11 protein-coding genes are annotated in these 14,108 nt (G+C 69.0%); 7 read left to right on the top strand and 4 right to left on the bottom strand.

Annotated features, from left to right (window positions below):
* Positions 1-118: 118 nt before the first annotated feature.
* The 4 genes from ilvD to Q4P07_RS07365 all read right to left on the bottom strand — a co-directional run bounded on the left by ilvD (position 119) and on the right by Q4P07_RS07365 (position 5,242).
* Entirely contained in the window at positions 119-1,831 is a 1,713-nt protein-coding gene (gene ilvD / locus Q4P07_RS07380; protein WP_303374262.1) for a dihydroxy-acid dehydratase, read from the bottom strand.
* Entirely contained in the window at positions 1,824-2,861 is a 1,038-nt protein-coding gene (gene ilvC / locus Q4P07_RS07375) for a ketol-acid reductoisomerase (RefSeq protein ID WP_303374261.1), read from the bottom strand. The genes ilvD and ilvC overlap by 8 nt, the downstream gene beginning before the upstream one ends.
* A gap of 82 nt (positions 2,862-2,943) precedes the next feature.
* On the bottom strand, positions 2,944-3,414 hold the full coding sequence (gene ilvN, locus Q4P07_RS07370; protein ID WP_303374260.1) for an acetolactate synthase small subunit: 471 nt from the start codon (positions 3,412-3,414) through the stop codon (positions 2,944-2,946).
* A 4-nt stretch (positions 3,415-3,418) separates the two neighbouring features.
* A complete protein-coding gene (locus Q4P07_RS07365) occupies positions 3,419-5,242 on the bottom strand; it encodes an acetolactate synthase large subunit (RefSeq protein WP_303374259.1) in 1,824 nt (607 codons plus the stop codon).
* Positions 5,243-5,595: 353 nt separating this feature from the next.
* Here Q4P07_RS07365 and Q4P07_RS07360 point away from each other — a divergent pair, with 353 nt between their 5' ends.
* The 7 genes from Q4P07_RS07360 to Q4P07_RS07330 form a co-directional block, all read left to right on the top strand.
* The gene (locus Q4P07_RS07360; RefSeq protein WP_303374258.1) at positions 5,596-6,435 is read left to right on the top strand and encodes a PadR family transcriptional regulator; all 840 of its coding nucleotides are present in this window, start codon (positions 5,596-5,598) and stop codon (positions 6,433-6,435) included.
* Between the two features lie 58 nt (positions 6,436-6,493).
* Complete coding sequence (gene lpdA, locus Q4P07_RS07355) at positions 6,494-7,894, top strand: dihydrolipoyl dehydrogenase (RefSeq protein ID WP_303374257.1); 1,401 nt, start codon at positions 6,494-6,496, stop codon at positions 7,892-7,894.
* 87 nt (positions 7,895-7,981) lie between these two features.
* Positions 7,982-8,503: a PspC domain-containing protein gene (locus tag Q4P07_RS07350; protein WP_303374256.1), complete on the top strand. Its 522-nt coding sequence runs from the start codon at positions 7,982-7,984 to the stop codon at positions 8,501-8,503.
* A 119-nt stretch (positions 8,504-8,622) separates the two neighbouring features.
* Positions 8,623-10,692: a beta-propeller domain-containing protein gene (locus Q4P07_RS07345; protein ID WP_303374255.1), complete on the top strand. Its 2,070-nt coding sequence runs from the start codon at positions 8,623-8,625 to the stop codon at positions 10,690-10,692.
* A gap of 349 nt (positions 10,693-11,041) precedes the next feature.
* Positions 11,042-12,382, top strand: coding sequence for a bifunctional o-acetylhomoserine/o-acetylserine sulfhydrylase (locus Q4P07_RS07340; protein WP_303374254.1), 1,341 nt, complete (start codon positions 11,042-11,044; stop codon positions 12,380-12,382).
* Positions 12,383-12,385: 3 nt separating this feature from the next.
* Entirely contained in the window at positions 12,386-13,612 is a 1,227-nt protein-coding gene (locus tag Q4P07_RS07335) for a homoserine O-acetyltransferase (protein ID WP_303374253.1), read from the top strand.
* A gap of 127 nt (positions 13,613-13,739) precedes the next feature.
* On the top strand, positions 13,740-14,108 hold a 369-nt coding region (locus tag Q4P07_RS07330), incomplete at its 3' end, for an NfeD family protein (RefSeq protein ID WP_303374252.1).

Below are 14,108 nucleotides of genomic sequence, written 5' to 3'. Positions count from 1 at the left end.
CGGGCCCCCCCGGGGGGGGGGGGGTGGGGGCGCGCGCCCCCCCCCCCCCCCCCGGGCGCCGGCGGTTGCGCCCCCCCCCCCCGGGGGGGGGCGCGGCTCCCGGGTGCAACCCCGCCGACTAGTTCGTCACCGCCCCCTGAGAGGCAGATCCGACCAGCCGGACGTATTTGGACAGGACTCCGCGCCGAGCCCGCTCCGGGCTCGGCGGAGGCGACCACTGTGCTCGGCGCCGCTCCAACTCGGCCTCGTCGACCTCCAGGTCGAGCGTGCCGTTGGCCACGTCGAGCATGATCGAGTCTCCGTCCTGGACGAGTGCGACCGGACCACCCTCGGTGGCCTCCGGTGCGAGGTGGCCCACGCACAGTCCGGTGGTGCCGCCGGAGAACCGGCCGTCGGTCACGAGCAGGACGTCCTTGCCCAGGCCCGCGCCCTTGATCGCGCCGGTGATCGCGAGCATCTCGCGCATGCCCGGTCCACCCTTGGGCCCTTCATAGCGGATGACCACGACGTCTCCGGCGGTGATCGTCCCGTCCTCGAGCGCGTCCATGGCGGCCCGCTCACCGTCGAAGACCCGGGCAGTGCCGCGGAAGACGTGCGAGTCGAAGCCGGCCGATTTCACGACCGCGCCGTCCGGGGCGAGCGTGCCTTCCAGGATGGTGATGCCACCGGTGGCATGGATCGGGTTGTCCATCTTGCGCAGGACCTCACCGTCCAGGGGCGGGGCGTGCAGCTCCTTGAGGTTCTCGGCTACCGTCTTGCCGGTCACCGTGAGGGCGTCACCGTGGAGCAGCCCCGCGTCCAGCAGCGCTTGCATGATCACCGGGATGCCGCCGATGCGGTCGATGTCGACCATCACGTGCCGACCAAAGGGTTTGACGTCCGCCAGGTGCGGGACCTTGGCCCCGATCCGACGGAAGTCGGCCAGCGAGAGGTCGACCTCCGCCTCGTGCGCGATCGCCAGCAGGTGCAGCACCGCGTTGGTCGAGCCACCGAAGGCCATCGTCACCGCGATCGCGTTCTCGAACGCCTCCTTGGTCAGGATCGCTCGGGCGGTGATGCCCTGCCGGAGCATGTTGACCACGGCTTCCCCGCTGCGCCGGGCAAAGCCGTCACGGCGCCGGTCGGTCGCGGGCGGTGCGGCCGAGCCCGGCAGTGACAGGCCGAGCGCCTCCGCCGCGGCAGCCATCGTGTTGGCGGTGTAGAAGCCTCCGCACGCACCCTCGCCGGGGCAGATCGCGCGCTCGATGGTGTCGACATCCTCGCGCGACATCAGCCCGCGCGCGCAGGCCCCGACCGCCTCAAAGGCGTCGATGATGGTGACTTCCATCTCGGAGCCGTCAGAGAGCTTGGCCCAGCCGGGCAGGATCGTGCCGGCGTAGACGAAGACCGCGGCCAGGTCGAGGCGGGCGGCAGCCATCATCATGCCGGGCAGCGACTTGTCGCAGCCCGCGAGCAGGACCGAGCCGTCGAGGCGCTCGGCCGACATCACTGTCTCCACGGAGTCGGCGATCACTTCCCGGGACACCAGGGAGAAGTGCATCCCTTCGTGCCCCATCGAGATCCCGTCGGAGACCGAGATGGTCCCGAACTCCAAGGGGTAGCCGCCCGCCGCGTGCACGCCGTCCTTGACGGCCTTGGCCAGCCGGTCCAGGGACAGGTTGCACGGGGTGATCTCGTTCCAGCTGCTGGCGACCCCGATCTGTGGCTTCTCCCAGTCTTCGTCGCCCATCCCCACCGCGCGGAGCATGCCGCGTGCGGCGGCGGCCTCCAGCCCGTCGGTGACGTCCCGCGAGCGGGGCTTGTGGTCGACCTCTGTCCGCGAATCAGTCACGAGCCGCAGATCCTTCCACGTAGTCAGCGTCCGAGCCGTGGGACTTGACCCACGCCATCATCCCGCGCAGCTCCTGGCCCACACCCTCGATCGGGTGGGCGGCGCCCTTGGCGCGGAGTGCGTGGAACTCAGGCGCTCCGTTGTCCTGGTCATCGATGAAGCGCTGCGCGAAGGAGCCGTTGGTGATGTCGGCGAGCACGTCCTGCATGTTGGCCTTGACCCGCTCGTCGATCACGCGGGGGCCGGAGACGTAGTCACCGTACTCCGCCGTGTCGGAGACCGACCAGCGCTGCTTGGCGATGCCGCCCTCATACATGAGGTCGACAATCAGCTTGAGCTCGTGCAGGCACTCGAAGTAGGCGACCTCGGGCTGGTAGCCAGCCTCGGTCAACGTCTCGAAGCCGTACTGCACCAGCTGGCTCACCCCGCCGCACAGCACCGCCTGCTCACCGAAGAGGTCGGTCTCGGTCTCCTCGGTGAAGGTGGTCTCGATGCCGCCGGCGCGCAGTCCGCCGATCGCGCAGGCGTAGGACAGCGCGAGCGCCTTGGCGTTGCCGGTGGCGTCCTGCTCCACGGCGACCAGGACCGGCACCCCACGCCCGTCGACAAACTCACGCCGCACCAGGTGCCCTGGACCCTTCGGCGCCACCATGCACACGTCCACGCCCGCGGGCGGCTTGATATAGCCGAAGCGGATGTTGAAGCCGTGGCTGAAGAAGAGCGCCTTGCCATCGGTGAGGTTCGGCTCGATCGCCTCTGCGTAGACATGTCGCTGCACGTGATCGGGCACCAGCACCATGATCACGTCGGCCTCGGCACTGGCCTGCGCGGGAGTGACCACCCGCAGACCCTCCGCCGTGGCCTTGGCGCGGCTCTTGCTCGACTCGGGCAGGCCGACGCGGACATCGACGCCCGAGTCCCGCAGGGAGAGCGCGTGGGCGTGGCCCTGGGAGCCGTAGCCCAGGACCGCGACCTTCTTGCCCTGGATGAGGGACAGGTCGGCGTCGTCGTCGTAATACATGGTGGCCATAGTGGTGGGGCGCTCCTCGAGGTGAGTCTGGATGGGTGGTGCGGGTGGTGGTGCGTGCTGCGGGCGGACCAGGTGACGTCGGTCAGAAGGCGGCGGCGGCCATCGCGCCGACCGGGCGGGGGCCGTTGTCGTTGATCGCCCACAGCTGCTGGCGGATCGCGTCGGCGTCGGCCAGCTGCTCGATGTGGATGACCTCGACCAGCTTGTCCAGCTGGCTGGTGACCTTGTGCAGCTGCTCGCCGCTCACGTTCACCACGATGGTCATGCGGGAGACCTTGCTGTCCTCGGTGGGGCCGACGACCAGGTGGTCGATGTTGAAGTTGCGGCGCGCGAAGAGGACGGAGACCCGGGCCAGGACGCCTGGGTTGTTCTCTACCAGGACGGACAGCGCGTGGCGGTTGGAGTTGGCGCTCGGCGTGGTCGGTGGAGTCGTGGTCGTCATGGTGGTGCCTTTCGATAGGTGGTCTGTCGCGGAGTGGGTGGGGTGGCGGTATGTCGAGGGCGCCGTGGGGACGTCCGGCTCCCTGAGCGGATAGTCGTGGAGCAGCGTCATCGCCTCAGTCCTCCCCGAACTCGGGACAGACGTCGCGCGCGTGCTGGATGGCGTCGTTGCTGGTGCCGGAGGGGACCATCGGCCACACCATCGAGTCCTTGCTCACCCGGAAGTCGACCACGACCGGCTGGTCGGTGACCTCCAGGGCGGCCTCGATCGTGGCGTCGACGTCCTGCGCCGACTCGCACCGCAGACCGACGCAGCCATAGGCCTGGGCCAGGGTGGCGAAGTCGGGGATCTGCTTGGACGGCAACTGCGAGGCGCTGAAGCGCTCGGAGTAGAAGAGCGCTTGCCACTGCCGGACCATGCCGAGCGCGGCGTTGTTGATGATCGCGACCTTGATCGGGATTCCCTCGACCGCGCAGGTGGCCAGCTCCTGGTTGGTCATCTGGAAGGAGCCGTCGCCGTCGATCGCCCACACGGTGGTGTCCGGCATGCCGACCTTGGCCCCCATCGCGGCGGGCACGGCATACCCCATCGTGCCTAGTCCACCGGAGTTGAGCCAGCGGTTGGGCTTCTCGTACTTGATGAAGTGCGTGGCCCACATCTGGTGCTGGCCCACGCCGGCGGCGTAGATCGTGTCCTGCGGGCTGAGTGCCCCGAGGCGCTCGATGACGTATTGCGGGGCGAGCGCGCCGTCGGTCGGGGCGTCGTAGCCCAACGGATAGCTCGCCTTCCAGCCGAGGCACCGGGCGACCCACGCCTCGTAGTCGGGGGCGGCTCCCGCCGTGGTGCGCCGGATCCACTCGGCGACCAGCTGGTCGATCGCGTCTTTGGCGTCGCCGACCAGGCCGACTTCGACCGGGAAGTTCTTGCCGATCTCGGCGGGGTCGATGTCGGCGTGGATGATCCGGGCGTGGGGGGCGAAGGTGCCCTTGGCGCCCGTCACCCGGTCGTCGAAGCGGGCCCCCAGGCTGATGATCAGGTCCGACTTCTGCAGCGCCGCCACGGCCGCGACGGTCCCGTGCATGCCGGGCATGCCCATGTGCTGGGGGTGGCTGTCCGGGAAGGCCCCCCGCGCCATCAGGGTGGTGACCACCGGCATCCCGGTCAGCTCGGCGAAGGTGCGGACGTGCTCGGCGGCTCCGGAGCGGACGGTGCCACCGCCGACGTAGAGGACGGGCCGGGAGGCGGAGAGCATCAGGTCGATGGCATCCCGGACCGACTCCGGGGCGGCCGAGGTGGCGGGGTGATAGCCGGGCATCGCCAACTGCAGCGCACCTGGCTCCGCGAGCCCGACCAGCGCGTCCTTGGTGATGTCGACCAGGACCGGCCCCGGGCGTCCGGTCTGGGCCAGGTGGAAGGCGGAGGCGATGGTGGCGGCGACGTCATGCGGGTTGGTGACCAGGAAGGAGTGCTTGGTCACCGGCATCGAGATCGAGCGGATGTCGGCCTCCTGGAAGGCGTCCGTGCCCATCGCGGTGCTCGGCACGTTGCCGGTGATGGCCACGACCGGGATCGAGTCCATGTTGGCGTCGGCCAGCGGCGTGACCAGGTTGGTCGCACCGGGCCCGCTCGTCGCCAGGCAGACGCCCACCTTGCCGGTGGCCGCGGCATACCCGGTGGCGGCGTGGCCGGCACCCTGCTCGTGCCGGACCAGGATGTGCCGGATCCCCTCGGCGCCGTAGAGCGCGTCGTAGAGGGGCAGGACCGCACCGCCCGGGAGGCCGAAGATGTGCTCTACGCCGATCCGCTGGAGGGTCGTGACGAGGCTCTGGGCCCCGGTCATCATGGCTGCGCCGGTGTCGGAGCCGGCACCGCGAGGGGCGGTGGCGATCGACGGCGCGCCGGTGGCGACGTGCTCGCTACTCAGGTGCGTGGCGGTCATCTTCGGTCTGTCCTGACTCGTGTCGGATGGTGCTGCAGGCGGTGGTGCGGACGGGTCGTCATGGGTCGGGCAACAAAAAACCCCTCGGCCCGGAGGGCTAACGAGGGGAGGACGCGCTCGGCGTTGAGGCCGGGACGCGTCCCTAGGTAATAAGTACGACGGAGAAGTGCATAGAGCCACCATGAACCATGGGGTGCCGCGACGTCAAGTGCGTTGGCGGTATTGCCCTGAATATGTCCACTTTCGCCCCTCACTCACCTGTCACGATATGACGTTGACATGACGTTATAGGTCGTGTCATTCTTTAGGGAGCGTGGGGCTCCCTCCACGCCCCACAACCCACTGGAGACACCATGAACAACCGCAGGGGCTTTAACCCCGAGCAATTCTTCGGCCCCGAAGGCCCGTTCGGGCCGCGTGGCCCCCTCGGCCCGGGCGGGATCTTCGGTCCGCAGGGCCCCATGGGCACCGGTGGCGCCTGGCCCAGCTTCGGCGGCTTCGGCGGCCAGTCCTGGCAGGGTGAGGACCGCGGACGCCCAGGCCCGCGCGGCCCTCGGCGCGCCCGTCGCGGCGACGTCCGCAGCGCGATCCTGGAGGCGCTGACGCGGGAGCCGATGAACGGCTACCAGTTGATGCAGGCGATCGCCGAGGCCACCGACGGCGCGTGGACGCCGAGCTCAGGCGCGATCTACCCGGCGCTGTCCCAGTTGGAGGACGAGGGCATGGTGACCCAGATCGAGTCCGACGGTCGCAAGGTCTACCAGCTCACCGACTCCGGGCGCGAGGCCGCCAGCCGCGGCCCGTCCCTGCTCTGGGGACAGCAGTCGAACGCTGAGCCTGATGACCCCTGGTCGGAGGAGGAGCGCGGATCCCGCCACACCCGCCACGGCCATGGCGGACCCCGTGGCCGAAGCCATGGCGGTCCGGGGAGTCGGCACGGGGGCGACCGCCGCAGCGGCGGCGCCCTGTGGAAGGCGCTCGGCAGCGTCGCTATCGCGACCCAGGCGGTCGGCCAGAGCGGTGACGACGGCCTCGTGACGGACGCCGCAGAGCTGCTGGACCGCGCACGGCGCGACCTCTACCGACTGCTGGCGGAGTCCGAGGTTGCGCGTGAGGATCGGTATGACGAAGGCGACCAAGGCCCGGACGGCCGCGACGACGAGATCGCCGAGGGCGAGATCATCGAGGACTGATCGCACCCGGGTGGTCCCCGGAGCGCGCGGGACCACCCGGTGACGGCATACTTGGCCCATGGCCGATCACTATGACGTTGTTGTCCTGGGCGCCGGACCCGGCGGGTATGTCGCGGCGATCCGCGCAGCCCAGCTGGGCAAGACGGTCGCTGTCGTGGAGAAGAAGTACTGGGGGGGCGTCTGCCTCAACGTCGGGTGCATCCCGAGCAAGGCACTCTTGAAGAACGCCGAGCTGGCGCACACCCTCACCCACGACAAGGCCAAGTACGGCATCGAGGGTGACGCGACGATGTCCTACGGGCCGACGTTCAAGCGCAGCCGCCAGGTCTCGGCGGGCATCGTCAAGGGTGTCCACTTCCTGATGAAGAAGAACAAGATCACCGAGATCGACGGTTGGGGCACCCTGACCAGCGCGACGTCGATGGACGTCAAGGCCGATGACGGCTCCGACTCCCAGCTCACCTTCGAGCACCTCATCATCGCCACCGGCTCGGTCACCCGGATGCTGCCCGGGGTCGAGGTCAGCAAGAACGTCGTGACCTATGAGGAGCAGATCCTCGACGAGGACCTGCCCAGTTCCATCATCATCGCCGGGTCCGGCGCCATCGGCGTCGAGTTCGCCTACATCATGGCTAACTTCGGTGTCGAGGTGACGATCGTGGAGTTCATGGACCGGATGGTCCCGGCCGAGGACGCAGACGTATCCAAGGAGCTGGCCAAGCACTATAAGAAGCTCGGGGTCAAGGTGCTCACCGGCACCAAGGTCGAGTCCGTCGAGGACACCGGCTCCGGGGTCAAGGTGACCGTGTCGTCCGGGGGCGGCGGCGAGTCCCAGGTGCTTGAGGCCGACCGCCTGCTCTCCGCGATCGGCTTCGCGCCCCGCGTCGAGGGCTTCGGCCTAGAAGCCATCGGGGTCGAGCTCACCGACCGTGGCGCCATCGCGATCGACGACTACATGCGGACCAACGTCGACGGCGTCTACGCCATTGGCGACGTGACCGCCAAGCTGATGCTTGCGCACGTCGCGGAGGCGATGGGGATCGTGGCCGCCGAGACCCTCGCCGGCGCCGAGACCATGCCACTGGACTACCGCTTCATCCCCCGCGCCACCTACTGCCACCCGCAGATCGCCTCCATGGGCCTGACGGAGCAGCAGGCCAAAGATGCCGGCCACGAGATCAAGACCTCGACCTTCCCCTTCACCGCCAACGGCAAGGCCCAGGGCCTGGGCGACGCGGTCGGCTTCGTCAAGGTCGTCGCGGACGCCGCGCACAACGAGATCCTCGGCACCCACATGATCGGCCCGGACGTGACCGAGCTGCTGCCCGCCGTCAACGTCGCGCAGACCTGGGACCTGACCGCCGATGAGCTCTCCCGGGTGGTGTTCGCGCACCCGACGCTGGGCGAGGCGCTCAAGGAAGCCCTCCACGGCATCAGCGGCCACATGATCAACTTCTGATCGAGGCTGAGCTGGGGGGCTAACCCCCCGCCAGACCTGGGAGCCCACCGGCTGCTTCCGGCACCCTGCCTGGGACATTCTTGAGATATGGAAAACCCCCAGACCTGGCAACCGTCCTCGACCCGCGCTCAGATCCCCACCGATGCCCCGCCGATCCCCGCCCCTCGCTCTGATCCGGGCTCGAGCGGCTCCGGTGACCGGGGCCGGCGCACCGTAGACGAAGGCTTCGCCACGCTGCGCCGCTCGCCGCTGCGTCGCGACTCGAGCAACGGCATCGTCGGCGGTGTCTGCGCCGGGATCGCCGAGGCGACCGGCCTGTCAGTCGTCGCGGTCCGCGCTGCGGCGGTCTTGCTGGCGCTCTTCTTCGGCGCGGGCCTCGGTGCCTATCTGCTGGCCTGGGCGGCGCTGCCGGACCAGCACGGCACGACCCACGCCGAGCAGGCCCTGCGGGGTGGGCGCCCGCGCTCGATGGTGGTGCTCGTCCTCGGTGGTTTCGCCCTCCTCGGCGTCCTGAGCTGGATCCTGGACAGTGCGCTGCTGCCCATCCTGATCGCCGTGGGCGTGGTGGCCTACGTGGTGACCAAGAAGAAGCGCTCCAGTTTGCAGTAAGAAGGACCAGCCGGGAGGTCAGCGCCGAGCCGAAACTTGGCGCTGACCACGGGAACGGCGCGCACACCCGCCGCGTCACAAGGGGGTCAACGACGACCCACCCACCCCGAGGAGGGGCTATGCCTCGCTCCCACGTCTCGACATTCCTGGCGATACCGCTCGCCGCGAGCCTGCTGCTCGCCGGCTGCAGCGTCAGCCGTCCGGCTGACCCGCGCGGCGACGCACCGCAGACGGGTGGCCAGTGGGATGAGTCCGTGGCACGCGCAGCAATCACGGCACTGCCCGCCAACTACCTCGCCGGCTTTGGTGACTGCTCCGAACTGCTCACCTATTACCAGGCCAACGCGCTCGAGATGGTGACCCCCTACGGCATCGGCGGGTGGGGTGGCAGCGGAGGTTTCGCGGAGAGCGCGCCCGACGACTCCTCGAACGAGGGAGGCGCGGCACCCGCCGCCGGGACCGCCTCCGACGGACAAGCCTCCTACGAAGCGGGCAAAGACTACTCCGGCACCAACGTCCAGGAGGAGGGCGTCGACGAGCCGGACATCGTCAAGACCAACGGGTCGATCATCATCGCCGTGACCAACGGCAGGGTCCGGATCGTGGACGTGCAGACGCGCAAGGTGATCTCGACGGTCACCCTGCCGGGACGCCGCGACCAGGCGCAGCCCTCGGAGATCCTGCTCCACGGTCAGACCCTGGTCGTCCTGAGTCAAGAGTGGAACTATGCCCAGCCGGTCGACGGCACGACCATGGCCTTCAACCCCGGCCGCACCATCGTCACCACTGTCGATATCAGCGACCCGGCCTCCCCCACGACGATCGGGTCGACCCGGATGGAAGGGTCCTACCGCTCGGCACGGCTGGTCGGTGACACCGTCCGTATGGTGATGGTCACCGAGCCACCCGGCGTGCTCACCACCGCGCCCAAGACCGGCACCCTCACCGCCGAGGCCGAAGCCGAGCAGGCCAACCGTGAGCTGGTGCGCAGCACCACGATCGATGACTGGATCCCCCACCTTCAGCAGCTCGACGCAGACGGTCGCGCGCTCTCCACCGATCCGCTGCTGGACTGCGACCAGATCTCGCGGCCGCGCGATCCCGCTGGCCTCTCGACGCTGTCGGTGCTGACCTTCGACGTGGGCTCGGCCAACCCGGCACCGACCTCGGGCGCCGGTCTCGTCGCCAGCGGCGGCACCGTCTACGCCTCCACCGACCGACTGGTCGTCGCCACCAGTGGCTGGGACCTGTGGAACTGGATGCCGATGGCCAGCGACGCCGGCGTCGACTCCATCTGGCCGGGCGGCGCACCTGCCAACCGCACAGACCTGCACTCTTTCGACATCAGCGAGCCCAACACGACCAGGTATGTGGCATCGGGCTCGGTAGACGGTCGACTCATCAACCAGTGGGCGCTGGACGAGGATGCCGGAGTCATCAGGGCAGCGACCACGACTGACCCGCCGGGAGCCTCCGGCCAGTCGCAATCCTCGCTGGTCGTGCTTCGCGAGGAGGGCGACCAACTCTCGCAGACCGGTCGCGTCGACGGCCTCGGGCTCGACGAGCAGATCCAGTCGGTGCGCTACCTGTCCAAGGACGTCGCCGCCGTCGTGACCTTCCGCCAGACCGACCCCCTCTACCTCATCGACACCAGCGACCCCACCGCACCGAAGGTGGCCGGCGAGTTGAAGATCCCTGGCTTCTCGGCATACCTGCACCCCATCGCCGACGGTTGGTTGCTGGGTGTCGGCCAGGACGCCGATGTCGAGACCGGGCAGAGCAAAGGCCTGCAGGTCTCGCTCTTCGACATCCGCGACCTCTCCTCTCCCAAGCAGACACAGGTCGTGACGTGGGGGTCCAACTCCTACTCACCCATCGAGAACGACCACCGTGCGTTCCTGTCCTGGCCAGCGACCGGCCAGGTCGTCATCCCCTACACCCGGTGGTCCGAGAGCACTGACGGCAAGGAAGCGCAAGACTCCTTCGCCGGAGTCACGACCTTGACCGTTGGCACCGGCACCCTCGTCAAGGGCAAGTCGACCTCCACGTCCGCCAAGAACAAGGAGTGGGGCGAGGCTCCACTGCGCACGATGGTGATCGGTGACGACCTGTGGACGCTGGACTGGGCTGGCCTGGCACGCTTCGACCTCGCCTCCCTCGAAGGTGGCTGGGCGGTCGACCTGCCCTGACCCGGGAGGATTTCGTGGATCGGTGAGAGTGCGAGGGCACGCCTGCGTTCTGCGGGGGCAGCGATCAAGACGGCATATTCTGCATGTGTTTGCACTCTCACCGTTGATCCTGCGTCATGGACGGGTCAGGAGCCCCTCGGGTCGAATTGACTTCGACAATCTATGCCTGTTAGAACTACCCGTATGACCCCCTCGCGTCGCCGAATGCGCAGCTGCTGAGCCCGTCCTCGCAGCACTGTCGCGCGCGCCGCGACCGCACCTCCACCGAGAGTGCACGCCATAGCCGCGGCGAGCCGGGCTCAGCAGTGTGATCCTTCCGGCCCTCACCTGCCCCGCCCCTCCACCCGAAATGAGCAGCACCGTGACCTACACGTCCTTCGACACCCGCCAGATCCACGCCGGCCAAACCCTCGACCCGAGCGGCGCCCGCGCACTCCCGATCTACCAGACCACCTCCTTCGTCTTCGCCGACGCCGACCAGGCCGCCAACCGCTTCGCGCTGGCCGAGCTCGGCCCGATCTACACGCGCATCAACAACCCGACCCAGGAGGTCGTCGAGAACCGCATCGCCGACCTGGAGGGTGGCGTCGGGGCTCTCCTGCTCGCCTCGGGGATGTCCGCCACCACCCTGGCGATCCTCAACGTCGCCGGCGCCGGTGACCAGATCGTGGCCAGCGCCAACCTCTACGGCGGCACCCAGAACCTTTTCGCCCACACCTTGCCCAGGCTCGGCATCGAGGTGGTCTTCGTCGAGGACTCGACCGACCCGGAGTCCTGGCGGGCAGCTGCCAAGGACAACACCAAGGCGTTCTTCGGCGAGACCATCGGCAACCCCAGCGGCGCCGTCCTGGACACCGAAGCGATCGCCGCCGTGGCCCACGAGGTCGGCGTCCCGTTGATCGTGGACAACACCATCGCCTCCCCCTACCTGTCCAACCCGATCGACTTCGGCGCCGACGTCGTCATCCACTCGGCGACCAAGTACCTTGGCGGGCACGGCAACTCCATCGCGGGGGTCATCGTGGACGCCGGCAACTTCGACTACGGCCAGAATGACCGGTTCCCCGGGTTTACCGAGCCGGACGAGAGCTACAACGGCCTGGTCTATGCGACGACGCTGGGCAAGGACGGCATCTTCGGGGTCAACCTATCCTTCATCCTCAAGGCGCGGGTGCAGCTGTTGCGCGACCTCGGGCCGGCCATCTCGCCGTTCAACGCCTTCCTCGTCGCGCAGGGCATCGAGACCCTGTCGCTGAGGGTCCAGCGGCACGTGGAGAACGCCCAGAAGGTCGCCGAGTGGCTCGACCAGCACGCCCAGGTCGAAAGCGTGGTCTACGCCGGGCTGCCCGGCCATCCCTCGCACGAGCTAGCCAAGAAGTATCTGCCCAAGGGTGCGGGCGCGGTGCTCTCCTTCGAGATCGTCGGTGGCGCCGATGCGGGTCGCGCGTTCGTCTCCGGGCTCAAGCTGCACAGCCACGTGGCCAACATTGGCGACGTCCGCTCGCTGGTGATCCACCCCGCTTCGACCACCCACAGCCAGCTCAGCGAGCAGGCCCAGCGCGCCGCCGGCGTCACTCCGGGCCTAGTCCGGCTGGCCGTCGGCATCGAAGGCATCGAGGACATCCTCGCTGATCTGGAGACCGGCTTTGCCGCCGCGGCACACGTCACGCGGGACTCCGAGGCGGCCTGAGCCATGACCGCGCAGTGGGCAGGAGATCCCGTCAGTGCGCCGGTCGCACCGGCGTCCAGACGCCGCAGCCAGGTCGTCGGCGCCGTGGCGCTGGAGGGCGGCGGCCGGCTCGACGCGGTGCGGGTCTCCTACCAGACTTGGGGTGTCCTCAATGCTGCGCGTGACAACGCGGTCCTGATCCTGCACGCGCTCACCGGCGACAGTCACGTCGTCGGTGAGCGGGGTCCGGACCACCCCACCCCCGGCTGGTGGCCCGGACTGATCGGGCCGGGCGCGCCGATCGACACCGACGAGTGGTTCGTCGTGGCGCCTGCCGTGCTCGGCGGCTGTCGCGGCACGACCGGGCCGTCTTCGCCAGCGCCGGACGGTCGTCCCTACGGCAGCACCTTCCCCACCATCACGGTGCGTGACCAGGTGCGGGTCGAGGCGCTCCTCGCAGACCGGCTGGGCATCAAGACCTTCGCTCTCGTGGTGGGTGGGTCGGTGGGAGGTATGCGGTCACTCGAGTGGGCGGCCACCTTCCCCGGGCGGGTCAAGCGGTGCGTCGTGCTCGCAGCCAGCGCCGTCTCGACCGCCGACCAGATCGCGTGGTCGGTGCCGCAACTGCATGCCATCCGCTTGGACCCCGGCTTCCAGGGCGGCGACTACTACCCCGGTCCCGGGCCTCGGACCGGCCTGGAGGTCGCTCGACAGATAGCGCACGCGACCTACCGGTCCGCAGACGAGTTGGCGTTCCGCTTCGGCACCAACCACCAGGAGGGGGAGGACGCGCTGCGCGGTGGACGGTATGCCGTGGCGTCCTACCTCGAGCACCACGGCAAGAAGTTGGCTCGGCGCTTCGACCCCAACTCCTACGTCGTGCTGACCGAGGCCATGAACAGCCACGACGTTGGACGGGGCCGCGGCGGCGTCGAGGCAGCCCTGCGTCGCATCACCGCTGAGCTCACCGTGGGTGTGGTCAGCAGCGACCGACTCTTCCCCCCCGCGGATGGTGAGCTCATCGCCTCCGCACCGGCGTGCCGAGAGTTGGCCCTCATCGACTCCACCTACGGACACGACGCGTTCTTGATCGAGACCGAGCAGGTGTTCGCGATCATCACCAGGGCGCTCGCCAGCGCCCCGGTGCCGGTCGCCGCCAGGCCACCGTCGTCGGCCCTGCGGCCGCCGACCACTGCTGCCCTGCGCCCGGTCGCGGCCGCGAGTGTGCGGCCCACCGCCGCGGCCTACTGAACGCGGCCCGCTGAGCCCTCGCAGCGTGCCCTGCCGGTGTCCGGCAGGGCAGTGGCGGGAACCCTGAAGGCTCCCTGGACGTCTACCCCAGTAGTATCAATGTCCAGGAGCGGGGAAGGAGGGCTCAATGCCAGAATGGTTGCAGAACAGCCCACAGTGGCTGTGGTGGATCGGAGCGGCGCTCGCCTTTGGCATCGTCGAGATGACCACCCTCGATCTTATCTTCCTCATGCTTGCCCTCGGGGCACTCGTCGCGGCCATCGCCGCAGGCGTCGCGCTGCCCGTGGTCGCACAGGTCCTGGTCTTTGCGGTGGGTGCGGGTCTCTTCGTCTTCGCCCTGCGTCCGATCGCGTTGAAGCATCTTCATCTCGAAGGGCGCGGCGCGCCGATGGGGATCGAGGGGCACCTCGGCCAGACCGCGACCGTGCTCCAGGAAGTCACTGACCACGCGGGGCTGATCAAGCTCCGAGGGGAGCACTGGACCTCCCGCGCCGAG

The sequence above is a fragment of the Ornithinimicrobium sp. genome (genome assembly GCF_030537745.1).
Taxonomy (GTDB): domain Bacteria; phylum Actinomycetota; class Actinomycetes; order Actinomycetales; family Dermatophilaceae; genus Ornithinicoccus.
This window is presented reverse-complemented; position numbering and strand designations above follow the sequence as displayed.